This window comes from Bradyrhizobium sp., assembly GCF_036735945.1.
Lineage (GTDB): Bacteria > Pseudomonadota > Alphaproteobacteria > Rhizobiales > Xanthobacteraceae > Bradyrhizobium.
The window spans coordinates 66239-89754 of record NZ_DAINNI010000003.1 but is presented as its reverse complement, the minus strand read 5'-3'; the positions used below and the strand labels follow the sequence as shown (position 1 = coordinate 89754).

Genomic DNA, 23516 nt, shown 5'->3' with positions numbered 1-23516 from the left:
TTGGAGGGGAAGCGTAATGACGAAATACCGAAGGATGATGCTGGTAGCCGCGCTGGGATTTTTGGCTTCGGCCGGCATGGCGGCGCCAAGCCTTGCCGAAGTCGGCCAGGTGGCCGTCGTCTTCACCAAGGGCGGCTTCATCGTGGGTGTCGGCGGTGGCAAGGGCGTGCTCAGCTTCCGCGGCAAAAAGTACCCGTTCACGGTGTCGGGCATGAGCGTCGGCTTCACCATCGGCGCCTCGACCAGCAAGTTCACGGGCAGGGCGATAAACCTGCGTAGCGCCGGCGATCTGGCCGGCACATATGCCGTGGGTGGAGCGGGCGGTGCGCTCGCGGCTGGGGCCGGCGGCGTGCAGTTGCAGAACGCCAATGGCGTGATCCTGCAGCTCTCAGGACCGCGGGTCGGCGTTGAAGCCTCGGCGGCGGTCGGCGGCGTCACCATCGTGATGCAATGATCAACGAGCGCGGGAGCCTGCCCTGGGCGGCTCCCGCACGCTTCAATAGCGTTCCTCGACGAATTTCATCCTGCGCAGGCTGGCCTGGTCGTCGTAGCGGCCCTTGTGCGATCGCTTCGGCAGCTTGACCTTGTCGCGCGCGATCTTCTTGTACGGGATCACCTGAAGGATGTGCGCGATGGCGTTGAGCCGCGCGCGCCGCTTGTCGTCGGAGCGGACCAGGCGCCATGGCGCGTGCCTGGTGTCGGTAGCCTCCAGCATCATGTCGCGCGCCCGCGAATAATCGTACCAGCGGCCGAACGATTCGGTATCCATCGGGCTCAGCTTCCACTGCCGCAGCGGATCCTCGATACGGGCATTGAAGCGGAGTTCCTGTTCCTCCATTCCGACCTCGAGCCACAGCTTGATCAGGATGATGCCGGCGTCGACGGCGAACTTCTCGACGATCGGACACAATTCCAGAAAGCGCTTGTGCTCCTGCAGACTGCAGAAGCCCATGACATACTCGACGCCGGCGCGGTTGTACCAGCTGCGGTCGAAAATCACGATCTCGCCGCCGGCGGGGTACTGCTCGATGTAGCGCTGCACAAACAGTTGACTTTTTTGCCGGTCGGACGGCGCGGGCAGGGCGCAGACGCGGAAAACCCGCGGACTCACCTTCTCCGTCAGGGCCTTGATGGTGCCGCCCTTGCCGGCGGCGTCGCGGCCCTCGAACAGGATGATCACCTTCAGCTTCTTTTCTCTCACCCAATCCTGCAGATGGCAGAGCTGGACCTGCAGCTTGCGCAGCTCCTTCTCATATTCCTTCCGCTTCATCTTCGAAGGAGTTTCGTCCTTGGTGTCTTCCTTGGCCATGTGCAATGATCCGTTGTGCAATATGGAACGCCTAGCCGCCCCAACTGAAGGTGATGCTGATATCGCCCGGCATGCCGCCGGGGAATTCGATGATCTGGTAGCGGATGCGGTATCCGCGTGGCTGCAGGTAGTCGCTCCAGAGCTGGTAGATTTCCTTTGGGATACCCCGCAGTGTTTTTTCCCAGCCGCTCTCCATCTGGTTGATGGCGCGTCCATGGTCGGTGCAAAGCGAATTCGGGAAGCGGTAGACCTGCACTTCGGACAGTCCGCTTCGCACCGCGCGCTGGATCACGGTGGAGGCGAGCTTGACCTTCTCTTCCTCGGACAGGCCCGACGGCTTGCTGAGCCGCTCGATCAGCGCATGCTTTTCGGCTTCGGCAGCGGCAAAGCGCTTGGCGTGCTCATCGGCCTTCTGGGCTTCCTTGTGCGCTGCCTGCTGCTGAATTTCCCTTGCGTTGGGGATCAGGTCGTCGATCTTGGACATGTCCAATCGCTCCGCAGTAGCCTCTGGCCAACTCTGCTCGGTTCAAGCTAGGATCGCTTGCGCCGGGCACTTCTTGATCCAAATCAAGCAAAATCCGGGAGCGCTCCGCACTGTTGTGGCGCGGGCGATCTACGGGAGAACAGATTTGAGCGACCAGATGCATCCGTTAGCCCCCCACCATCTGCCGTTCTTCATTCCCGGCCCGGACGGGTCGGACACCCTGATGGTGGTGATGGGTCTCTTTCTCGTCGGGACCATTCTCTGGGTAGGTACGCTGTACTGGAAGCTGCACAGCCTGCCGGAGCGCATGGCGCACAGGACCCACAAGCTGCAGTTCGAGATCGTGGCGGTTCTCGGCCTGATCTCGCTCTTTACCCATATGCACATTTTCTGGATCGCGGGCCTGCTGCTCGCCATGATCGACCTTCCGGATTTCGGTTCGCCGCTGCGCAGCATCGCCGGATCGGTCGAGCGCATTGCCGATGCCACGCCGGGCGCTCCGGATGCCAAGCCTGAGCCTGAACCCGATCTCGACGAGCCTCCGGTCGCGCACGCCGGCGCCAAGCCGGCCGCCAAGGAGGAGGTACGCAGCCATGCTTGAGCTGATGATCTGCTCGCTTGTGACGATCGTCCCGGACTATCTCTACCGCCGCTATCGGCAGGGCAAGCGGTTCGGCAAGGAGATCACCTTCTTCTCGGTCTGGTATGAACTGCGCTGGGGCATTACCGGCTGCCTGATGCTTACGGTCTCGCTGATCACCATGATCTTCTACTTCCATCCCTCGACCACCTCCGCGGCGATCTATTTCCGAACCATACCGATCCTGCCCGAAGGCTCCGGCCGCGTCGCCGAAGTCAACGTCGGCTACACCCAGGACGTGAAGAAAGGCGATATCCTGTTCCGGCTCGACAGCTCGAAGCAGGCGGCGGCGCTGGAAACCGCCAGGCGCAAGGTTGCCGAAGTCGATGCAACGCTGATCCACGCGCGCGCCGATGTCGTGAAGACCGAGGCTCAGGTCGGCGAGGCAAAGGCCTCCTTGCAGCAGGCCAGGGATGAGCTGGAGGTGAAGACCGAACTGCAGCGCCGCAATCCCGGCATCGTGCCACAGCGTGACATCGAGAAGCTGCAGGTGATGGTTGACCAGCGGCAATCCGGCCTCGATGCGGCCAACGCTGTAAGGGAATCGGCCGCGTTGCGGGTCTCGACGCTGCTGCCCGCCGAGAAGGCAAGCGCTGAAGCGGAACTGGCGCAGGCGCAGGTCGATCTCGACAAGACCTATGTGCGGGCCGGCGTTGACGGTCGCGTCGAGCAATTCCTGGTGCGCGCCGGCGACGTCGTCAACCAGATGATGCGACCGGCCGGCGTGCTGATCCCCGAAGGCGCGGGGCGCAACACGCTGCAGGCTGGCTTCGGGCAGATCGAAGCGCAGGTGATGAAGCCGGGCATGATCGCGGAAGCGACCTGCATCTCACGGCCGTGGGTGATCATTCCGCTCGTGGTCACGACCGTGCAGGACTATATCGCCGCAGGGCAGTTTCGCTCTGGCGAGCAATTGGTCGATCCGCAAAGCTTGCGGCAGCCGGGGACGATCCTCGCGTTCCTTGAACCGCTCTACAAGGGCGGGCTGGAAGGCGTGACGCCTGGCTCAAGCTGTATCGTCAATGCCTATACCAGCAACCACGATGCGATCGCTGACCCGAAGACTGGAAAACTGAAAGGGTTTGCGCTTCATGCCGTCGACGCGACCGCGCTGGTACATGCGCTCTTGTTGCGCATCCAGGCGCTGTTGCTGCCGATCAAGACGCTGGTGATGAGCGGTCACTGAGGGGAGTGAAATAACATGAAACGTTTATCTGCTAGCGCCGCGATTGCGATGGGTCTGATCAGCGCGTCGCTCGGGCTGTCTGGCTCGGCGTTTGCCTTCGATCTCGACGGCGCATGGGCGGGCGACGCCGACAATTGCGCCAAGGTTTTTGTGCGCAAGGGTCCGCAAGTGAGCTTCGCCGACTCGTCGGACGTTTATGGCGGCGGCTTCATCATCGAGGGCGACCACATCACGGGCAAGTACGGACGCTGTCGGATCAAGGCAAAAAAGGTCGATGGTACTGATATCAACCTGCTCGCTGCCTGCGCCTCCGACATCATGCTGCAGAATGTGCAGTTCAGCCTCAAGGAAGTCGATGCCAATACCGTGATCCGGCTGTTTCCGGGCATCTCGGGCATGGAAATCAAGTACGCGCGCTGCCCCGCGCCCTAGCTTCCCCTCAACAGGCTCCGGCAAGGGTGGTGCTCGGCCGCAGTTTCCACGCGCACGGAAACATGCTGCTATGGCAGTTCGCGCGGTCTATCGCAGGATGCGGGCAGTGAACCGCCGCAGGTGGGTAAAAGCTCTGGAGAGGCACCGGATCGCACTGGTACGGTGCTTCTTTGTGTTGCTGACCACGTTCTGCGCTTTCGAGGCGTTCGCTCAGGCCGCAACGCCCGAGCCGAAGCGGGTCATGATTCTGCATTCCTTCGGAGAGGATTTCAGACCGTGGGCCGAATACGCCAGGACCATCGGTACCGAACTTATCCGGCAGTCGCCATGGCCGCTGGATATTCAGAATCATTCGCTGGTCAGCGCGAGATCCAGTGACAAGGACGCGGAAGCCCCGTTCGTGAATTACCTGATGGCGCTCGGCGCCAGGAATCCTCCCGACCTGATCGTTTGCGTGGGGGGGCCGGCCGCCAGCTTCGTGCAGCGGCAGAGAGATCAGCTATTTCCAACGACACCCGTGGTCATTACCGCTATCGAGCAGCGCCGGGTCGACTTCGCGCGTCTCGGCGAAAACGACACCGTCGTCTCCGTATCTCACGACTTCTCCGCCTCGTTTGAGAACATACTCAGGGTCTTGCCCGAAACGAAGAAGATCATCGTCGTCATCGGAACGTCCCCCAATGAACGGTTCTGGCTCGGGGAAATACGCAAGGACATGCCGCCGTTTGAGAACCGCGTCGAGTTCTCCTGGACGGACAACATCCCGTTTCAGGACTTTCTCGTGACGGCGTCTGCATTGCCGCCACATACCGCACTGTTCTGGGGGCTAATGAACGTCGATGCGGCGGGTGTCGTCCACGAGGGCGACAGCGCATTGAAGAAGCTTCATGCTGTCGCCAACGCCCCGATTTTCTCCTATGACGACGGCTTCTTCGGGGATGAACTGGTCGGCGGGCCCATGCATTCGGTGGCCGAAGGCAGCCGACGAACGGCTGATGTCGCCGTCCGTATCCTCGGCGGCGAGAAGGCTGGTGACATCAGATTGTCGCCGACGCGGTATGCAGCGCCGAAGTTTGACTGGCGGCAATTGCAGCGATGGGGCATCAGCGAGAGTTTGCTGCCTCCCAACAGCCAGATCTTCTTTCGTCAACCGTCCGCCTGGGAAACCTACCGTTGGCAGATCGCCATGGTCAGCCTGGTCGTCCTGCTGCAGGCGACGCTGATCTCCGTTCTGCTCTACGAGCGCCGTCGCCGCCACTTTGCCGAAGTCGAGGCCCGCCGGCGCATGTCGGAGCTGGCGCACGCAAACCGCTACAGCATGGCAGGAGAGCTGACAGCCTCGATCGCGCATGAGCTCAACCAGCCGCTCGCCGCCATCCTCGTCAACACCGAGACGGCCGCGCTGATGCTCGCCCAGCCATCGCCCGATATGAAGGAGCTCAAGGAGATCCTTTCCGATATCCGACGCGACGACCAGCGCGCCGGCGAAGTGATCCGGCGGCTGCGCAGTCTTCTGATGCGGGCGCCGTTCGAAGAGAAGGAGATCTACCTCAACGAAGTCATCACCGAGGCGCTCGATCTCGTTTCGGGCTTGGCCCACGCCAAAGAGGTGACCATTGAAAGCGTTCTGTCCGCGGAACCGGTGCTGGTGCGGGGCGACCGCGTTCAGCTGCAGCAGGTCTTGCTCAATCTGGTTCTGAACGCGACCGATGCCATGACTATGCTCGATAAATCGCGGCGCAGGGTCACGGTGCGGACGGCCCGCGATCGCGATCTGGCGGAAATCGAGATCGTCGATAATGGTCCGGGAATCATGGCCGGCAAGAACGACGAGATTTTCGAACCGTTCTTTACGACCAAGCCGAACGGCATGGGCATGGGGCTGTCGATCGCGCGGACCATCGTCGAGGCGCATGACGGGCAGATTTTCGTGGAGAACAGGGCCGAGCAGGGCGCCGCGTTTCGCATCCGGTTGCCGCTGGCGCCCGGCGCGGGCGCAAGGATGCCGTAGTTGCGACGACGATGATTGCGCTCGACATGACTCCTCCAGCGCTGTTTGCCGGGCATCCAGCGGCAGCGCCGAGATCTCTTGATCTGGATCAATCCTTTCGACATTCTCGATTGATCCTATCCTTGGGTCACAGTCCGCGCCAGGCGCGTTGCTGTCGATTCCGCATTGATCGAGTGAACGCGCATGGACCCGGCCAAATTACCTACCTGGATGCGGGTCATGCTGGTTGCCGGAGTCGTCATTCTGGCCGGGGGAGCCAGCCTGTTTGCGTGGCGCTGGTATTCCAAGCCGACCACGCTGACGATCGCGGTGGGTTCTCTGGATGGCGAGGCCAGCAAGGTGGTGACGGCGCTGGCGAGCAAGCTTGCGCAGCAGAAGGCGCCGGTGCGGCTTTCCATGGTCGAGGCGGGCAGCGCGCTCGACGCGGCCAACGCATTTTCCTCCGGCAAGGTCGATCTTGCCGTGGTCAGGGGCGACGTCGGCGATCTCTCGCAGGCGCAGGCCGTTGCTATCGTGGCGCATGCCGTGGTGCTTCTGGTCGCCCCGCCGGGTTCTGCAATCACCGACATGGCGAGCCTGAAGCGTGTCGCCGTCGGCGTGATCGGCGTCGATGGCAACAGGCGGCTGATAAAGGTCCTCACCGACGAGTATGACCTCACGCGTTCCGGCGTGACGTTCAAGAATCTGGCGCCGGCGGACGTCCGCCGCGCGCTTGATGCGAAGGAGGTGCGCGCGGTCCTGATCATGATGCCGCTGGCCGAGAAATACCTCACGCTGCTGCGCGGCCTGTTTCCGCCGAGCGCGAAATCGGGGCCGGTGCTGATCCCGATCGAATCCGCCGGCGCCATTGCCGAAAAGGATCGCGCCTACGAAAGTTTCGATGTGCCGAAGGGCACGCTGCGTGGCTCCCCGGCCAACCCGGCGGATGACGTCACGACGCTGCGAACCTCGTTCTATCTGGTCGCGCAGAAGAAGCTCGATAACGACGTTATCGCGGATCTCACGGAATCGCTGATGAATGCGCGGCGAGACCTGATCCCGGAGTATCCGCTGCTCGGCCAGATATCCACGCCCGATACCGACGCGTCCGCCTACATTCCGCTGCATCCGGGCGCGGCCGCCTTCTACAACGGCACGCAGGAGAGTTTCCTCGACCAATGGGGCAACATCATTTTCCTCACGCCGATGATCTTGGGCGGACTGGCCTCTGCAATCGCGGCGGCCTGGAAATTCCTGCAGGCGGGAGGTCCGCCGAGCCGGGAAGAGGCGCTGGACGCGCTCTATGCGCTGGGACGGCGCATTCGCGCGAGCAGCGGCTTGGCCGAACTCGACGAGATTGAAGGGGAAATAGACCGCGTGCTGCAGGGTCAGCGGGGGAAAGAGATCGCCGGCGAGGAGGAGGCCCGCGAGGCCGTCGCCCTGAATGTGGCGGCGCACCGGCTGGAAAACCTGATCCACGACCGCCGGCTCGCCCTTGCAGCGCAGCAGAACGGAGTGCCAAACGCGCAGACGCCGACCTGAGCAGGCGGTTTCCCTTGATCTTTGTCAAACCTCGGGCCCTCGCGCCAACCGAAGCTTCCATTCAGGACAGGAATGGAGCCGACAATGTTTCGTTGCAACAAGGTGCTGTTCGCGCTGGCGCTGCTGCTTGTTCCCGTCGCCGCACCGGCGCAGACACCCGCCAATCCGCCCGCGCCAAGCCAGGCGCCGGTGCAGCCGCCTGCCGAACAGGTCACATTGAAGCCCGAGCAACTCGAGGCGCTGGTCGCGCCGATCGCGCTGTATCCGGATGAACTGCTCGCCAACGTGCTGGCGGCTTCGACCTATCCGCTTGAGGTCGTGCAGGCCGATCGCTGGGCCAAGGGCAACAAGAGCCTGAAGGGCGACGCGCTGAAGGCCGCGGTCGACAAGCAGGCTTGGGACGACAGCGTCAAGGCGCTGGTCTCCACGCCCGATGTCGTCGCCATGATGAGCGACAAGATCGACTGGACCAAGAATCTCGGCGACGCCGTGCTGGCACAGCAGCCTGACGTGATGGACGCGATCCAGCGGCTGCGCGCGAAAGCGCAGGCGCGCAACAAGCTCGTCACCAACAAGCAGCAGAAGGTGAGCGTCCAGAAGCAGGACAACAGGGACGTGATCGTGATCGAGCAGGCGCAGCCCGACACCATGTACGTGCCCTATTACGATCCCGCCACCGTCTACGGCGAATGGCCGTATGCTTCCTATCCGCCGTATTATTTCGGCTATCCGTCCTATATCGGCGCCGGCGTGGTCGCCGCCGGCCTTGCATTCGGCGCGGGCTGGGCGATCGGGCGTTGGGGCAATTACTGGGGCGGCGGCGTGAACTGGGGCAACCGCAACGTCTACGTCAACCACTACAACAAGATAAACAATGTCGGTAACGGCTGGCAGCACAACCCTGCCCATCGGCAGGGCGTCAAATATGCAAACCAGAATGTCGCCAACCGTTTCGGCAACAATAACGCGCGGGCCGGTGTCAGCGACCGCATGGATTTCCGAGGACGCGACGGGCAGCAGGTGCTCAAGCCCGGCGGCGATCGTCCCGGTGCGGGCGATCGGGCCGGCGATCGCGCAGGTGATCGCACCGGTGATCGCGCGGGCGACAGGGCAGGTGATCGCGGCGGCGACCGTGCCGGCGCCGCCGATCGTGCCAAGGGTGGTGATCGAGCCAAGGGTGGCGATCGGGCCAACGGCGGTGACCGCGCCAAGGGTGGCGGTGATCGCGCCAAAGGCGGCGGCAATCGCGCGGCGACGGCCGATCGAGCCCGCGGAGGCGCAGGCCGAGGCGGCGGCAGCGCCTTCGCCGGCGCGTCATCCGCACGCGCCGCCAGCGTCGCGTCGGCACGGGGCCAGATGAGCATGGGCGCCCGAGGTGGCGGCGCAGCTTTCGCGGGCCGTGGTGGTGGTGGCGGCGGCTTCCGCGGCGGTGGCGGCGGAGGCGGAGGTTTCCGCGGTGGCGGCGGCGGTGGCCGGCGTTCCGATATCGCGCTGAAGCACGATGTCGTCCTGCTCGGCCATCTCGCCAATGGTCTCGGCTATTATCGCTTCAGCTATAACGGCAGCGACAAGGCCTATGTCGGCGTCATCGCGCAGGAAGTGCAAGACCTCGTGCCGGAAGCCGTGACCCGCGGCGCGGACGGGTATCTCCGTGTCCACTATGAACGGTTGGGATTGAAGTTCCGCTCCTACGCGGACTGGCTCACGGGCGGCGCAAGGATACCCACGCCAAGAATACCCACGACATCGGAGGTAGCGCGATGAACCGGCCTTTCTCGCTCTATCGCGCTACCTCGCTTTGCGCCGTCACGATCGCCGCAACGGTGGCGCTGACGTCGGCGTCCCCGGGACAGCAAGCCTTTCCGTCGCCGGAAGACGCCGCTGCGGCGTTTGCGGCCGCCGTCAAGACCGGAACGAGAAGTGCGATGCTCCAGGTGCTCGGTAAGGACGGGGCCGACATCATCGAATCGGGAGATGAGGTCGCTGACGCGGAGGCACGCCAGCGCTTCCTGTCCCTCTATGATGCGAAGCATTCCGTCAAGGCCGAGGGCAACAAGAAGGCGACGCTCGTGCTCGGTGCGGACGAGTTTCCGTTTCCGATTCCCCTGGTGAACTACAATACCGGCTGGGAGTTCGATCCGGCGGCCGGTCGCCGCGAGATCCTGTACCGCCGCATCGGCCGCAACGAACTGGACGCCATTCAGACCTCGCTGGCCTTTGTCGATGCCCAGAACGAATATGCCGAGAAGGATCGCGGCAACGGCGTCGGCGTTTACGCGCAACGCATCGTCTCTACGCCGGGCAAGAAGGACGGATTGTACTGGCGCGACGATAGCGACCCCAGTCCGCTCGGCGAACTGGCGGCGCAGGCTTCCGCCGAAGGATACAGGGCCGGCGGCGATCGGGCCGCGCCCTATCACGGCTATTATTTCCGGATCTTGACCGCGCAGGGATCGGATGCGCCGGGCGGCGCGCTCAACTACGTCGTCAAGGGAAAGATGATCGGCGGCTTCGGCCTGATCGCATACCCGGCCGAATACGGAAATTCCGGCGTCGTGACCTTCGTGGTCAATCACGCCGGTACCGTCTACGAGAAGGATCTCGGAAAACGCACCGAGGCAATCGCAAAACGGATCTATCAGTTCGATCCGGATCAGACCTGGAAGAAGGTCGATACGACGAAGCCTTGACGCAAGGTGCCGGTGATGTCGCGGATTGTTCGACTTGCGTAACCATCGCGCTCCCGCAACTGTTTCGCAGCTAGACGACAATTTTACGAATTTTCGCCAACGAGCATCGCGTCGCCCGGCGCGCGAGCCTATTGCGGCAGACCGGGTTGAAGTTGTCGAGCGGGACACGACATATATGCCATCGTCGATCCACCTTTCCCCAAGAGCAAGAAATGAACTCGCCATCAACGATCAACCCCGGCACCGCGTGTTCCGATGACGACATTGAGTCGTGGCTGACAAGTGGCACGCGCGAGCAGCGCTTCATCGACAATATCTTTGCCGAGTTGTGCTCGCGTCTGCAGCGGGCGGGGATTCCCGTCAAGCGGGCGACGCTCCATTTCCTGATCCACCATCCGCAATGGCTTGGCGCGCGGATGATGTGGGCGGACGGCATGCGCGAAGCCGCGATTGATCGGGTCGATTATGATGTCAGGGGGAGGTCCGAATATATCGGCAGTCCCGCCAACGAAATCCACGAGGGGGCCATCGAGGTACGCGAAAAGCTCGACCAGGATCCCTCGCTGGGCCGTCGGCATGCCATTTACGACGAGATGCGGGCCAAGGGCCTGACCGATTACGTCGCGTGGCCGCTCTATCACACGCTCGGCAAGCGGCACCTCGTGACCTTTGCAACCGATCGCCCCGGCGGGTTCGACGACGCGCATGTCGCGCGCCTGCGGAAGGTGGTGCCTGTACTGGCGCTGGTCAGCGAAATCCGCATCAAGAACCGGCTGGCGCGGACGTTGCTCGAAACCTATGTCGGCGCTCATGCCGGCGAAATGGTGCTGGCCGGCGCCACCCGGCGCGGCAGCGGGACGACGGTGCACGCCGCCATCATGATCTGCGACCTGCGCGACTTCACCCGGATCTCCGACAATTGGCCCCGCGACGATGTCATTGATCTCCTGAACAGTTATTTTGATGCGCTGTCGGAGCCGATCGCGCGGCATGGCGGCGAGATATTGAAATTCATCGGCGACGGCCTGCTCGCGATTTTTCCGCTCACCAAGCCCTCGGCCTGCGCCGATCTGCTGCGTGCCGTGGCCGAGGCCCGTGAGGCCTTGGCTGCGCTCAGCGAAAACAACGGCGCCACCGGCCGCGCGCCCCTGGATTACGGGATCGGCGTCCATGTCGGCGATGTCATGTACGGCAATATCGGGTCGCGCACCCGCCTCGACTTCACGGTCATTGGCCCCGCCGTCAACATGGCGTCGCGTCTCGAAGCCCTGACCAAGCAACTGGGCAGGAAGGTGCTGCTGTCGCGCGCGTTCGCGGATCTGGTCGAGGGCGAGTTCGATCTCGAACGCGTCGGCGAACATTCGGTGCGGGGCTTCAGCGACCCGATCGAACTGTTTGCCTATCACGGCTGAAAGGGGTTTATCGTCGGTGGCCGGCCGGCAGAGGCTCGGTTTGTTATCAGGAGGAGCCGAGAGTATGGCCGGCAAAGGACGCTTGCTCAGGGACAGGATGGCCAGTTCCGGTCTCGTCCACATCATGGCGGCGCATAGTCCGCTTTCGGCGCGACTGGCGAAGGAGGCCGGGTTCGACGGCATCTGGGCCTCGGGCTTCGAACTCTCGGCGCTCTACGGCCTTGCCGATGTCAGCCTGGTTTCGATGACGCAGCACCTCGACATGATGCGCGCCATGGCCGATCGCGTCGACCTGCCGATCGTCGCCGACATCGATACCGGCTTCGGCAATGCCGTCAACGTGATCCACGCCGTCCAGCAATATGAGCGCGCCGGAGCCTCCGCCGTCGTCATCGAGGACAAGTCGTTCCCCAAGGTGACCAGCCTGGTCGCCGACGGCCGGCAGGATCTGCTGCGGATCGAGGAGTTCCAGGGCAAGATCGAAGCCGCGTGCCAGGCGCGGCAGGATGCCGGCTTCCTGGTGATCGCACGCGATGAAGCGCTGATCGCGGGATTGGGCGAGAGCGAAGCGCTGAAACGGGCCGCGGCCTATGAGGAGGCCGGCGCGGATATGATCCTGATCCATTCCAGGCAGAAGACGCCGGACGAGGTGGAAAGCTTTGTGCGGGCATGGAAGGGCAGGGTGCCGATCGTCATCGTTCCGACCGCATATCCCGCGATGACGGCGGAGCGCATCCGTGAGCTCGGAAAGATCAAGATGGTGATCTACGGCAATCACGCGATCCGGGCGGCCGTTACCGCGATGAAGGATGTGTTCGCAGCCATCCTGAAGGACGGCGGCATCCAGAACGTCGACAAGAAGATCGTCACCGTCGAGGAGATCTTCCGCCTGCAGGACATGGATCAGGTGAAGATCAACGAGAAGCGCTATCTGAGATGATCGGCGAGTGGATGCAGGACGGGTCTCACGTCGCCCAGCCCTGTCCGCCGCCGGTTACCAGCGCGACCTTGCCCGCCAGCGCCCGCGCGGCGTCGTGTTGTGCCATGATCTGTTCCCCTGTAAGAAAGCGGCCGGTTTGGGCCGATGGCGAACGCTGCACGGCGGTCGCCGGACGATGTCCGTTCGTTCGGGGACGGTCAAGCATCCGCCGAAAAGACGCTTGATCCCCCATCCGTCCTTCCATCCGCAGATTGGCGGCAACCACAAAGCGCTCGAGGAGAAATTCGTGGCATATTCGAACACCCAGCTTTTCATCAACGGCAAATGGCGTCCGAGCCAGTCCGGCAGGACCATTGCCGTGCTCAACCCCGCGACCGAGGAAACAATCGGCACCGTGGCCCACGCCGACCGCGCCGATCTCGACGAGGCGCTGGAAGCGGCCGCCAGGGGCTTCAAGGCCTGGCGCGCGGTGGCGCCGTTCGACCGCTGCCGGATCATGCGCAAGGCGGCTCAGATCATGCGCGAGCGTAATGACGAGATCGCGCCGCTGCTGACCATGGAGCAGGGCAAGACACTCGCCGAAGCCAGGATGGAAGCGATGGCGGCGGCCGACGTCATCGAGTGGTTCGCCGAAGAAGCCAAGCGCGCCTACGGCCGGGTGATCCCGGCCCGCGGGCCCGGCATCTACCAGATCGCGGTCAAGGAGCCGGTCGGCCCGGTCGCGGCCTTCACGCCCTGGAATTTCCCGATCAACCAGGTGGTCCGCAAGCTCTCCGCCGGCCTTGCCGCCGGCTGTTCGATCATCGTCAAGGCGCCCGAGGAGACGCCGGCGTCGCCCGCGCAACTGATCAAGGCGTTCGTCGATGCGGGCGTGCCCGATGGCGTCGTCAACCTGGTCTACGGCGTGCCGTCGGAGATTTCGGAATATCTGATTCCGCATCCGGTGATCCGCAAGATTTCCTTCACCGGCTCGACCACCGTCGGCAAGCAGCTCTCCGCGCTGGCGGGCCTGCACATGAAGCGCGCCACCATGGAGCTCGGAGGCCACGCGCCGGCGATCGTGTTTGGGGATGCCGACGTCACCTCGGCGGCGAAGATCCTGGCGGCGGCGAAGTACCGCAATGCCGGCCAGGTCTGCATCTCGCCGACGCGCATGCTGGTGCAGGACGACGTGTTCCGCGAATTCGTCGACAAGTTCGTCGAGGGCGCCAGGTCGATGAAGGTCGGCAACGGCCTCGATCCGGAATCAAAGATGGGCTCGCTTGCCAATCCGCGCCGCGTCACCGCGATCGAAGGCATGGTGCAGGACGCCGTCGGCAAGGGCGCCAGGCTCGAGACCGGCGGTCACCGCGTCGGCAACAAGGGCTACTTCTTCGAGCCGACGGTGGTCAGCGACGTGCCGAAGGACGCCCGCGCCATGAACCAGGAGCCGTTCGGGCCGCTGGCGCTGATCTCGCGCTTCTCGACCTTCGACGAGGTGGCCGAGGAAGCCAACCGCTTGCCGTTCGGCCTTGCGTCCTACGCCTTCACCAGCTCGACCAAGACGGCGACCGCGATTGGAGCTGCGATCGAGGCCGGCATGGTCTCGATCAACAGCTTCGGCCTCGCGCTGCCCGAAGTGCCGTTCGGCGGCGTCAAGGATTCCGGCTACGGCTCGGAAGGCGGCATCGAGGCGATGGAAGGCTATTTCAACACCAAGTTCATCACCCAGACCGGGGTGTGATCGTATCAGCGAAGCCGGCGCTTCGCCTACATGATACGGCCCGACGCTCCGATGTGAGCGTCGGGCTAATTTTTCACGATCCATGCGAGCAGCAGGACGACGAGCACGACAAGGCCTGCAGAGAGGCTCTTCCAGAACACGAGCGGATCGCGTTCATAGAGCGAGCGCCGCGACGTGACGGCGGGTTTCGCCCATGTCGCGCCGTTCTCGAGCTCGTGCGAGAATTCGATGACATCGCCATAGCGCTGTGCCGGGTCGACGTGGAGCGCCTTGTCCATCACCGCGTCCAGCCAGGCCGGCAGGTCGGGACGATAGCGCGCGAGGTTGGCGGGCTTGCCGAAGCGGGGCCGCGAGAACGGCTCGATCTCGCCGTAAGGATAGGCGGCGGTGAACATCCGGTACACGGTGACGCCAAGCGCATAGAGGTCGGAAAACTCGTCGCCCGGCCGGCCGCCGAACAGCTCCGGCGCCATGTAGCTCGGCGTCCCCGGGATATCCTCGGCTGGAAAATCCTCGAGCAGCGGCACGCGGGCGACGCCGAGGTCGACCAGCCGCAATCCGCCGCCCTTCAACAGGATCACATTATCGGGCTTGATGTCGCGATGGATGATGCCGGCGCGGTGCAATGTTGCCACCGCGCGTGCCAGCCTGGTCGCGATCCCGATGCCTTCGGCGAGTGAAAGCTGCGGCGAGCGGTTGAGCCTTTGCTCGAGCGTCTCGCCCTCGTAGAGCGGCATCACCGAATAGAGACGGGTCTGCCGCTCGGCGGGCAGTTCGATGATCTCGCCGATCCACAGGCTTCGCACCCGCGCCGCGACCCAGGCCTCGCGAACGAAGGCGAGGCGATAGGAGCCCTCGCTGGCGACGCGCGGATGCGGAAACTTCAGCACGACTTCGCGGCCCTGCCGCTTGTCGATCGCCTTGAACAACCGGCTGTAGCGGCCATCCGACAGGATTTCGCCGAGCGTGAAATCATCGATTGCGTCCCCGGTGTCGGGCAGATCCAGGATCGGGAGCGTCGCGATCGAGTGGGTGAGTTCGTCGCGGTCGGCCGGCGGCAGGTCGACGACATCGAGCACCAAAGCGGTCATGTTGTCGGTCGAGCCGGCATCGAGCGCCGCGTCGACCAGGGCGCGAGCGGATTCCTCCGGCGAGGTGCGTTCGCTCAACAACAGTTGCAGGCGGTGATCGGCGAGCATGCCATGAACGCCGTCGCTGCAGATCAGCAGCCTGTCATGCTGGCGCAGTCCGACGGTCGCGTAATCGAAGCGGGCGAAATCCTCGAAACCGATGGCGCGGTAGAGCAGATGCGCGAGGTCGCCGCGGCCGGCAATGTGGTCCTTGGTCAGCAGTTCCAGCCGTCCCTCGCTCAGGCGATAGGCGCGGGTGTCGCCGATGTGAATGACATGGCAGAGCCGTCGCGACAGGATGATCGACGAGAAGGCGCAACTCATGCCGCTGAGCCGGGGGTCGGTGCGGCCCTGCGTGTAGATCCAGCTGTTGGCGGCTTCGAGCGCGCGCGACGCGCGGCGGCGCACGCCGAGCGTTTCCGGCAGCGAGTAATAGGCGTCGATGAAGCAGCGAATCGCCAGCTCGGCGGCTTCGCGTCCGCCCTTGTGCCCGCCGACGCCGTCGGCGACGGCGGCGACGATGTCGCGATTGCCGACGCCCGATTGTCCGAGGCAGGTGCCGACGTAATCCTCATTGGCAGAACGCCTGCCGGTCTCGCTGACGAAACCGACGCGAACCCCGAGATTACGTTGCGAACCGATCGTCACCCGCACAGCCTGTCAAGTTTGCAACGCGCGTCGTCAGACCCGCGCCCCCGATGCGGCGCCCCATGTGGTGCGCCAGCGCACCTTGACCATGGCAAGTCCGATGAAACCAAGCAATGCCAGCACGCCGAAAAACAGGAAGCCCGCGCCAAAGCCGCCGGTCATGCCCTTGGCAAGGCCGAGCGTCTTGGCCAGGAAGAAGCCGCCGATGCCGCCGGCGCAGCCGACCATGCCGGTCATCAGGCCGATCTCCTGGCGAAAGCGCAGCGGGATCAGCTGGAATACGGCGCCATTGCCCATGCCGAGCGCGAGGACGCCGATCGAGAACAGCAGCACCGACATCCATGCGATCCGCGGCATCTCGGTGAGCGCCCAGCCCGTAGCCACCGGCGCGGCCGGTCCCTCCGGCATGAAGGCAATGACGAGATACGCCGCCACGACGACACCGAAGAACATCGACAGCGAACGGATGCCGCCGATGCGGTCGGCGATCAGGCCGCCCACGGGACGGAAGCCCGAACCGAAGGCGACGATCAGCGAGACCAGCAGGCCCGCCGCGACGCCGGAGACGTGATACTGCACCGTAAAATATAGCGGCAACGCATTGGCGAGGCCCACGAAGCCGCCGAAGGTGATGAAGTAGAAGAACATGAACCAGCGGCTGTCGGGATCGCGCAGCAGCGTACCGTAGGCCTTCAGCGAGATCGGCTTGCGGTCGCCCGGCGCATCCTTGGCGGCGCAGATGTAATAGGCGAGGATCACCACCATCGGAACGAGCAGCACGCCAAAAACGGCCTGCCAGCCCCAATGTTCGGCGATGGTCGGCGCGAACATCGTGTCGAGCACGACGCCCATGTTACCGGCGCCGGCGATGCCCATCACCACGCCCTGATATTGCGGCGGATACCAGCGGCTCGCCTGTGGCAGCGCCACCGCGAACGAGGCGCCGCCGATGCCGAGCACGAGGCCGAACAGCTCGATCGACAGCTTGGTCGGAAGTCCGAAATAGCAAACCCAGGCAGTAGCTGTGATCACGACAAGCTGCGCGGCGATTCCGGTTCGCTTGGCGCCGAACAGATCGGCGAGAAGACCCATCGGCACACGCAGCAGCGCGCCGGCGAGAACGGGGATCGCGACCAGCGTGAATTTCTCGTCGACCGCGAGATTCATGTCGCGCACGATGTAGACGATCAGCGGACCGAGCGCGACCCACGCCATGAAGCTGATGTCGAAGTAGAGAAAGGCGGCGAGCAGCGTGGGCCAGTGGCCGGCCTTCTTGAATTCAGCAAGCTTCATCCGAAAGCCTCGAACATCGGCACGTGATACCGCGCTGGTCGCGCGGCGATCCCGGCACAGAGATCTAATGTTGGGGAACGAGTCGTCTCGTCGTTGAGGCGCACTCTTGGCTTGATGTCAGCAATTCGTGTGCCAGAACCACCAGCGCGCCACTTCGAGCGTTTGCAGGACCTTTCAAGGCGAGGACACGCGGCCGTGCCCACCGTCGCTGCTACGTTTGTTGGCAAAACCGGCCGATCGCGCGTGCAAAATGGTGTTTCATCATGCCGGGCTGAGGATGCGCGCTCGAAAGGCCCGTTTTTCCTGCCGCACCGGTCGAGCGGGCAGGTCGGCATAGGGGCGTGGTTAAGCATTCGTGCACTGCACAATGGATAGCCCGCGTGGGTGATTTTTTGGGCATCGAGGTGCCGACAGCAGGCGGTTCAAACCGCGAAACCCTGCGTCGCGGCCGAAAAACCACGGATCCTCGTTTGGCACGTCTCTTGAATACCTGAGATCTCGATCGTCATAGCCGACGAGTCTCTGCCCGCCGATGGGCGCTCCAATCATCGATACCGTTGCCGATCGACGACGCATGGCCGCGTCGCCGAGCGAGCCGTCGGAACATGGATCAGAGAACATGCTCAATAAAGTGACCAAGCAAAAGTTGGTGGTGATCGGCAACGGTATGGCCGGCATCCGCACGGTTGAAGTCCTGCTGGACCGTGCGCCCGATCTCTACGACATCACCGTGTTCGGCTCAGAGCCATACGGCAACTACAACCGCATTCTTCTGTCGCCCGTGCTCGCCGGCGAGAAGACCGTCGACGACATCATGCTCAATACCGAGCAATGGTACGAGGATAACGGGATCACGCTGCGCAAGGGCGAAATGATCGAGATGATCGATCGGCGCACCTGCGAAGTCGTCACCGCAGATGGCGCGCGCGTGCCGTACGATCGCCTGCTGATCGCCACCGGCTCGAACCCGATCATGCTGCCGCTTCCGGGCAAGGACCTGCCTGGCGTCATCGGCTTCCGCGACATCCAGGACGTCGAGCGCATGGTTCATGCGTCGACGAGCTACAAGAACGCCGTCGTGATCGGCGGTGGTCTGCTCGGTCTCGAAGCCGCCAACGGCCTGATGAAGCGCGGCATGAATGTCACCGTCGTGCATTTGCTCGACACGTTGATGGAGCGTCAGCTCGATCAGGTCGCGGGCGGATTGCTGCGCAAGTCGCTGGAAGAGCGCGGCATGGTGTTCAAGATGCCGGCGCAGACGCAGGCGATCCTGGGCACGGATCGCGTGACCGGCGTGCGCTTCGCCGACGGCGAGGAACTCCCGGCCGATCTGGTCGTGATGGCGGTCGGCATCCGCCCGAATTTCGAGCTGGCGCGCAAGGCCGGTCTCTATTGCGAGCGCGGCATCGTCGTCTCCGACACCATGCAAACCTATGACGGGCGAATCTACGCGGTCGGCGAATGCGTGCAGCATCGCCGCCAGACCTACGGCCTCGTGGCGCCGTTGTTCGACCAGGCCAAGGTCTGCGCCAACCATCTCGCCATGAAGGGCTTTGCCACCTATGACGGTTCGGTGGTTTCGACCAAATTGAAGGTGACGGGCATCGACCTGTTCTCCGCCGGCGACTTCGCGCCCGGCACTGACAAGGAAGAGATCGTGATGCAGGACGCCTCGCGCGGCGTCTACAAGCGGATCATCCTGCGCGACAAGAAGATTGTCGGTGCCGTGCTCTATGGCGACACCATCGACGGCCCGTGGTACTTCCAGCATCTGCGCGACGGCACCGACGTCTCCCACATGCGCGAGCGGCTGGTGTTCGGCGCCGCGAATCTCGGCGATGGCGGCCATAGCGGCAACAATTCGGTCGCCGCGATGAGCGACGAGACCGAGATCTGCGGCTGCAACGGCGTCTGCAAGGGCACCATCGTCAAGGCGATCAGCGAAAAGAAGCTGTTCACGATCGACGACGTGCGCGCCCACACGAAGGCGTCGTCGTCCTGCGGTTCGTGCACTGGTCTCGTCGAGCAGGTGCTCGCCTTCACGCTCGGTGGCGACTATTCGGCGGCCCCGAAGGTCAAGCCGATCTGCGCCTGCACCGATCACAGCCACGACGACGCGCGCCGCGTCATCATCGAGAATGGATTGAAGACCATTCCCGCCATCATGAGGTTCATGGACTGGAAGACGCCGAACGGATGCCATTCCTGCCGGCCGGCCCTGAACTACTACCTGCTTGCGACCTGGCCGGGCGAATATCGCGACGATCAGCAGTCGCGCTATATCAACGAGCGCGTTCACGCCAACATCCAGAAGGACGGTACGTACTCGGTGGTGCCGCGGATGTGGGGTGGCGTCACGACCCCGGATGAGCTGCGCGCCATCGCCGACGTTGCCGACAAGTTCAACATTCCGACCGTCAAGGTGACCGGCGGACAGCGCATCGATCTGCTCGGCGTCAAGAAGGAGGATTTGCCTGCGGTCTGGTCCGACCTCAACAAGGCCGGGATGGTCTCGGGCCACGCCTATGCCAAGGGTTTGCGCACGGTGAAGACCTGCGTCGGTTCGGAATGGTGTCGCTTTGGCACCCAGGATTCGACCGGCCTTGGCGTCAAGCTCGAAAAGTTCATGTGGGGTTCATGGACGCCGGCCAAGGTGAAGCTTGGTGTATCCGGCTGTCCGCGCAACTGCGCGGAGGCGACCTGCAAGGACGTCGGCGTCATCTGCGTCGATTCCGGTTACGAGATCCACTTCGCCGGCGCCGCCGGTCTTCACATCAAGGGGACCGAGTTCCTGACCAAGGTCGCGACCGAGGAGGAGACGCTCGAAATCATCGCCGCGCTGACCCAGCTCTATCGCGAGCAGGGCTGGTATCTGGAACGCATGTACAAATGGTGCGACCGGGTCGGTCTCGACGCCATCCGCAAGCAGGTGGTCGACGATGTCGTCAATCGCAAGGCGCTGTTCAGCCGCTTCGCGCATTCGCAGCAGTTCTCGCAGAGCGATCCCTGGGCGGCGCGAGCCGAGCAGGGCGTCGGCCGCAACGAATTCATCCCGCTGGCGGAGCTGGAACTGGCATGACCAAATGGATCGAAATCGGGACGCTGAACGATATTCCCGTTCTCGGCTCACGCGTGGTGCGGACCGCCTCCGGTAACATCGCGGTGTTCCGGACCGGCGACGACGAGGTGTTTGCGCTGGATGATCGCTGCCCGCACAAGGGCGGGCCGCTGTCGCAAGGCATCGTCCACAACAAGCGCGTCACCTGTCCGCTGCACAATTTCGTCATCGAGCTGAAAAGCGGCATGGCGGTCGCGCCCGATGAGGGATGCACGCACACGCATCCGATCAAAGTGGAGAACGGTACCGTCTGGCTTGGCGTCCAGGCGGGAGTGACCGTACCGGCCGAATGAGGGTGATTGCCCGTGCCCGTGAAGACAACCTGTCCGTATTGCGGCGTCGGCTGCGGCGTTCTGGCTGACAGGGATGCCGCTGGTACGGTGACCGTCCGCGGCGATCCGCACCATCCCGCCAATTTCGGCAGGCTGTGTGGAAAGGGCTCGGCCCTCGCCGAGACCATCGGTCTGGAGGGCCGACTGCTTTCGCCAGTCGTCAACGGACGGGAAACGGACTGGGATACGGCGCTCGATCACGTGGCGGATGGATTTGGCAGGATCATCCGCGAGCATGGGCCGGATGCGGTCGCCTTCTACGTCTCGGGCCAGATTCTCACCGAAGACTATTACGTCATCAACAAGCTCGCCAAGGGCTTCATCGGCACGGCGAACATCGACACCAATTCCCGGCTCTGCATGGCCTCGAGCGTCGCGGGACACAAGCGCGCGTTCGGCAGCGACACCGTCCCGGGTTGCTACGAGGATCTCGAAACCGCGGATCTTCTGGTTCTCGTCGGCTCCAATGCGGCCTGGTGCCACCCGATCCTTTACCAGCGCATGACGGTGGCGAAGGCCAATAACCCCGCTTGCCGCATCGTGGTCATCGACCCGCGACGCACCGCGACATGCGATGGCGCCGATCTGCACCTGCCGCTTCGCTCGGGCAGCGACTCCGTGCTGTTCAACGGACTGCTCGCGCATCTGGCGTCGCGCAACGCTATCGATCGCAGCTTCGTGGATGGCGCCACCACCGGTTCCGAGGTGGCGCTCAAGCAGGTTGCGGGCCAGACGGTCGCGCAGACCGCCGACACCTGCGGCCTGTCGGAAGGCGCGGTGGCCCTGTTCTTCGACTGGTTCGCCAGGACCGAACGGGTCGTCACGCTCTATTCGCAAGGCATCAACCAGTCGAGCAGCGGCGTCGACAAGGTCAACGCGATCATCAATTGCCATCTGTTGACCGGCCGGATCGGCCGCCCCGGGATGGGACCGTTCTCGCTCACCGGACAGCCCAACGCCATGGGAGGGCGCGAGGTTGGCGGGCTCGCCAATCAACTCGCCGCCCATATGGAGATCGAGAACCCGCAGCATCGCGATATCGTCAAGCGCTTCTGGCAGTCGCCCGTGATCGCGGACAGGCAGGGCCTCAAGGCTGTCGACATGTTCGACGCGATCGCCGACGGGCGCATCAAGGCGGTCTGGATCATGTCGACCAATCCATTGGTCAGCCTGCCGGACGCCGATCGTGCGCGCCGCGCCCTCGACGACTGCGAACTCGTCGTCGTCTCCGATTGCATGCGCCATACCGATACCACGCGCCATGCTCATGTGCTGCTGCCCGCGCTCACCTGGGGCGAGAAGGACGGCACCGTCACCAATTCCGAGCGCCGGATATCCCGGCAGCGCCGGTTCCTGCCGGCGCCCGGCGCGGCACGGGCCGATTGGCAAGCTGTTTGCGATCTAGCCGGGCGCATGGGCCTTTCGGGATTCGACTATCCGAGCGCTGCCGCGATCTTCCGCGAGCACGCCGGCCTTTCCAGTTTCGAGAATGACGGAACGCGCGATTTCGATCTGTCGGCGCTAAGGACGATCGACGATCGTGCCTACGACGCGCTGACTCCGATCCAGTGGCCGGTGACGCGGGAATATCCGACCGGCACACCGCGGATGTTCGAGACGCGTGAATTCTTCACGCCCGATCGCAAGGCCCGTTTCGTGGCGGTGACGCCGCGCGCGGCGGTTCATGCCACCAGCCGCGACTATCCGTTGGTGCTCAATACCGGTCGGGTCCGCGATCAATGGCACACCATGACGCGGACCGGAAAATCGCCGCGGCTGTTGGCGCATGCCTTCGAACCCTATGCCGAATTCCATCCCGACGATGCGCGCATGGCCGGCGTGGAGAATGGCGGGTTGACACGGCTGACCAGCCCCCGGGGCGCGATGGTGGCGCGCGTTGTCGTTACCGCCGAACAACGACGCGGCTGCGTGTTCGTGCCGATGCACTGGAACGGGGAATATGCCGGCGACGGCCGGGTCAATGCGCTGGTCAATCCGGCGACCGATCCGATCTCCGGACAGCCGGAGTCCAAGCACACGCCGGTCCAGGCGGTGGCGTATTTGCCGAAGTGGCATGCCTTCATCCTCAGCCGTCAAGAGATCACCCCTCCCGCCGCGGGCTATTGGGTCGGCGGCCTCTCAGGCACCTGCTGGCGGATGGAGATGGCCTTCGACGAGCGGCAGCCGAGCTGGCGGGACTGGGCGCATGAGCAGCTTCGCGTCGGAGACGACATCGAATGGATTGCCTATCGCGATCCGCAGGCCGGGCGCTTCCGCTATGCCGCGGTTCGCGACGGCCGGCTCGAGGGCTGCGTGTTCATCGCACCCGATCACAGGCTGGTCTCGCGAACGTGGCTGACGGGGCTGTTCGCGGAGCAGACGCTGTCAGCGAATGCGCGGATGTCGCTGCTGACAGGACAGCCGCTCGATGCCGGTCAGGACATCGGGCCGATCGTCTGCTCGTGCTTCGGCGTCGGGCAGCATCAGATATCCGCGGAAATCCGCAAAGGCGTTGCCAGTGTCGAGGATATCGGCCGCTGCCTGAAGGCCGGCACCAATTGCGGCGCCTGCAAGCCGGAGATCGGAAAGCTGTTGCGCGGCGCTGCCGTGCGCGATCCGCACCCGGCATGAGCAATTGTTGATCGTG

19 protein-coding genes are annotated in these 23516 nt (G+C 63.8%); 14 read left to right on the top strand and 5 right to left on the bottom strand.

All coding sequences use genetic code 11. The features are described from left to right. Window positions 1-16 precede the first annotated feature (16 nt). A complete protein-coding gene (locus tag V7E26_RS02085; protein ID WP_442893340.1) occupies window positions 17-454 on the top strand; it encodes a hypothetical protein in 438 nt (145 codons plus the stop codon). A 42-nt stretch (window positions 455-496) separates the two neighbouring features. Here V7E26_RS02085 and ppk2 read toward each other — a convergent pair whose 3' ends face one another. Beyond that, window positions 497-1309: a polyphosphate kinase 2 gene (gene ppk2 / locus V7E26_RS02080; protein WP_324412960.1), complete on the bottom strand. Its 813-nt coding sequence runs from the start codon at window positions 1307-1309 to the stop codon at window positions 497-499. Window positions 1310-1340: 31 nt separating this feature from the next. Next, window positions 1341-1793, bottom strand: a complete 453-nt coding sequence (locus V7E26_RS02075; RefSeq protein ID WP_324412958.1) for a hypothetical protein — start codon at window positions 1791-1793, stop codon at window positions 1341-1343. A gap of 145 nt (window positions 1794-1938) precedes the next feature. On the opposite strand from V7E26_RS02075, the gene V7E26_RS02070 reads away from it, so the two are divergent. The 9 genes from V7E26_RS02070 to V7E26_RS02030 all read left to right on the top strand — a co-directional run bounded on the left by V7E26_RS02070 (window position 1939) and on the right by V7E26_RS02030 (window position 12625). After that, window positions 1939-2394 carry a hypothetical protein gene (locus tag V7E26_RS02070; RefSeq protein WP_324412956.1) on the top strand — a complete coding sequence of 152 codons (456 nt, stop codon included), beginning with the start codon at window positions 1939-1941 and terminating at the stop codon, window positions 2392-2394. Next, window positions 2387-3619: an HlyD family secretion protein gene (locus V7E26_RS02065; RefSeq protein ID WP_324412954.1), complete on the top strand. Its 1233-nt coding sequence runs from the start codon at window positions 2387-2389 to the stop codon at window positions 3617-3619. Before V7E26_RS02070 ends, V7E26_RS02065 begins: the two co-directional genes overlap by 8 nt. Window positions 3620-3634: 15 nt before the next feature. Then, the gene (locus V7E26_RS02060) at window positions 3635-4051 is read left to right on the top strand and encodes a hypothetical protein (RefSeq protein WP_324412952.1); all 417 of its coding nucleotides are present in this window, start codon (window positions 3635-3637) and stop codon (window positions 4049-4051) included. A gap of 70 nt (window positions 4052-4121) precedes the next feature. Beyond that, a complete protein-coding gene (locus tag V7E26_RS02055) occupies window positions 4122-6062 on the top strand; it encodes a sensor histidine kinase (RefSeq protein WP_324412950.1) in 1941 nt (646 codons plus the stop codon). 210 nt (window positions 6063-6272) lie between these two features. After that, window positions 6273-7583 (top strand): TAXI family TRAP transporter solute-binding subunit, encoded by a 1311-nt coding sequence (locus V7E26_RS02050; RefSeq protein WP_442893344.1) that lies wholly within the window; start codon window positions 6273-6275, stop codon window positions 7581-7583. A gap of 84 nt (window positions 7584-7667) precedes the next feature. After that, window positions 7668-9347: a DUF3300 domain-containing protein gene (locus tag V7E26_RS02045; protein ID WP_324412946.1), complete on the top strand. Its 1680-nt coding sequence runs from the start codon at window positions 7668-7670 to the stop codon at window positions 9345-9347. Continuing rightward, a complete protein-coding gene (locus V7E26_RS02040; RefSeq protein WP_324412944.1) occupies window positions 9344-10273 on the top strand; it encodes a DUF2950 domain-containing protein in 930 nt (309 codons plus the stop codon). The genes V7E26_RS02045 and V7E26_RS02040 overlap by 4 nt, the downstream gene beginning before the upstream one ends. A gap of 212 nt (window positions 10274-10485) precedes the next feature. Next, window positions 10486-11685: an adenylate/guanylate cyclase domain-containing protein gene (locus V7E26_RS02035; protein ID WP_324412941.1), complete on the top strand. Its 1200-nt coding sequence runs from the start codon at window positions 10486-10488 to the stop codon at window positions 11683-11685. Window positions 11686-11749: 64 nt separating this feature from the next. Further along, entirely contained in the window at window positions 11750-12625 is an 876-nt protein-coding gene (locus V7E26_RS02030) for a phosphonopyruvate hydrolase (RefSeq protein WP_324412939.1), read from the top strand. A 25-nt stretch (window positions 12626-12650) separates the two neighbouring features. On the opposite strand, the gene V7E26_RS02025 is transcribed toward V7E26_RS02030, so the two are convergent. After that, on the bottom strand, window positions 12651-12785 hold the full coding sequence (locus V7E26_RS02025) for a hypothetical protein (protein WP_324412937.1): 135 nt from the start codon (window positions 12783-12785) through the stop codon (window positions 12651-12653). A gap of 126 nt (window positions 12786-12911) precedes the next feature. Here V7E26_RS02025 and V7E26_RS02020 point away from each other — a divergent pair, with 126 nt between their 5' ends. Then, complete coding sequence (locus V7E26_RS02020) at window positions 12912-14348, top strand: NAD-dependent succinate-semialdehyde dehydrogenase (RefSeq protein ID WP_324412935.1); 1437 nt, start codon at window positions 12912-12914, stop codon at window positions 14346-14348. A 65-nt stretch (window positions 14349-14413) separates the two neighbouring features. On the opposite strand, the gene V7E26_RS02015 is transcribed toward V7E26_RS02020, so the two are convergent. Together V7E26_RS02015 and V7E26_RS02010 are read right to left on the bottom strand one after the other, a co-directional pair. After that, the gene (locus V7E26_RS02015) at window positions 14414-16126 is read right to left on the bottom strand and encodes a protein kinase domain-containing protein (RefSeq protein ID WP_324412933.1); all 1713 of its coding nucleotides are present in this window, start codon (window positions 16124-16126) and stop codon (window positions 14414-14416) included. 33 nt (window positions 16127-16159) lie between these two features. Beyond that, window positions 16160-17419, bottom strand: coding sequence for an MFS transporter (locus tag V7E26_RS02010; RefSeq protein WP_324412931.1), 1260 nt, complete (start codon window positions 17417-17419; stop codon window positions 16160-16162). Window positions 17420-18038: 619 nt separating this feature from the next. Between V7E26_RS02010 and nirB the strand changes: the two genes are divergently transcribed. From nirB to V7E26_RS01995, 3 genes are read left to right on the top strand one after another with little or no spacing between them, the layout of a single operon-like run. Next, complete coding sequence (gene nirB / locus V7E26_RS02005; RefSeq protein ID WP_324412929.1) at window positions 18039-20498, top strand: nitrite reductase large subunit NirB; 2460 nt, start codon at window positions 18039-18041, stop codon at window positions 20496-20498. Further along, window positions 20495-20830: a nitrite reductase small subunit NirD gene (gene nirD, locus V7E26_RS02000; RefSeq protein ID WP_324412927.1), complete on the top strand. Its 336-nt coding sequence runs from the start codon at window positions 20495-20497 to the stop codon at window positions 20828-20830. The genes nirB and nirD overlap by 4 nt, the downstream gene beginning before the upstream one ends. 6 nt (window positions 20831-20836) lie before the next feature. After that, the gene (locus V7E26_RS01995) at window positions 20837-23500 is read left to right on the top strand and encodes a molybdopterin-dependent oxidoreductase (protein WP_324412925.1); all 2664 of its coding nucleotides are present in this window, start codon (window positions 20837-20839) and stop codon (window positions 23498-23500) included. Window positions 23501-23516: the final 16 nt, after the last annotated feature.